This is a genomic window from Psychrobacter sp. 1U2, assembly GCF_051847575.1.
Map to the genome: position 1 here is coordinate 1 of NZ_JBPYDC010000568.1, position 970 is coordinate 970.

The following is a 970-nucleotide window of genomic DNA, read 5'->3' on the forward strand; positions in this document are numbered from 1 at the left end:
CAAGCATCAAGCCCACTGCACCAGACGTTGCTTGTACGACCACCTCACCAGCGGTCGCCGCCATACCAAGACCGTTACCCATGACGTTTTTGCGAAATGACAGCGACACCACACAGATCAAGCCGACAAAAGAGACTCCCAAATAAAACATGTCAAGGGTTGTGTGTTCTGTAGTGAGCCAAAAGCCTGTAGATAGTGCAACCACACCGCAAATGAACCAGATAACAATCCATTGCATGGACCATTTTCCAGTAATGTTATCTAATAGCTGAATGCGCATAACTTGTTTTCCTAAAAATATATCAGGGAGGTACTGACAAAAATGATATTATTATAAATGTGGTATTCGTGAATCTCCGAAACTTCGGATTATGGTGAAACTTTAAACTATGATTTTGGTATGTTTTTACCATAAATATACTGATCGATAAATCGTAACGCTTGCTGATAGCGAGCGTCGTAGTCAGGTTCATCGATCAAATATGGTGCTATATCATGCCGTGCAAATATATCGATAAGACGCTGCTCAAAACGTCCACGTGCATTAGGGTCTCCCAATGAGCGCATGCCATCGTCAACCCATGGTGTGTTGTTATCTAGCATGATCGTATGGTCTAAGCGAAACTCGTCAATACTGGCAGTGACAAATGGGTGAGTACGACCTTCATACTCTTCACAAAATGCTTGTGTGGTCACAAAATCTGTATCAACAATAGTAACAGGGGCGGTTGCTACAGCAGTAGCATCTCGAATGGCCTGTGCATGATCAAGCGCAATAGGCCCATAATCACTGTATTGTAGACCAATTTCACTACCGCCTAAGTCCGTCCCTACGTACAAGCGTCCCATCTCTAACGCAAAACTCGCCCCATAATAGTTAGCAAGCTTATGGACTAAAGTGGTCTTCCCTGAGCTTTCACCGCCAACGATAGCGACCGTCTTTGTGTAATCACCGCGTGCTTGTGGATGA

The 970-nt window shown here is 44.3% G+C and carries 1 protein-coding gene and 1 pseudogene; both read right to left on the reverse strand.

All coding sequences use genetic code 11. The annotated features are described in order from the left end of the window. A pseudogene (locus tag ACS8FD_RS17315) lies at nucleotides 1–280 on the reverse strand (nicotinamide riboside transporter PnuC); the annotation flags it as partial. Between the two features lie 107 nt (nucleotides 281–387). After that, on the reverse strand, nucleotides 388–970 hold a 583-nt coding region (nadR, locus tag ACS8FD_RS17320; protein ID WP_439276762.1), incomplete at its 5' end, for a multifunctional transcriptional regulator/nicotinamide-nucleotide adenylyltransferase/ribosylnicotinamide kinase NadR.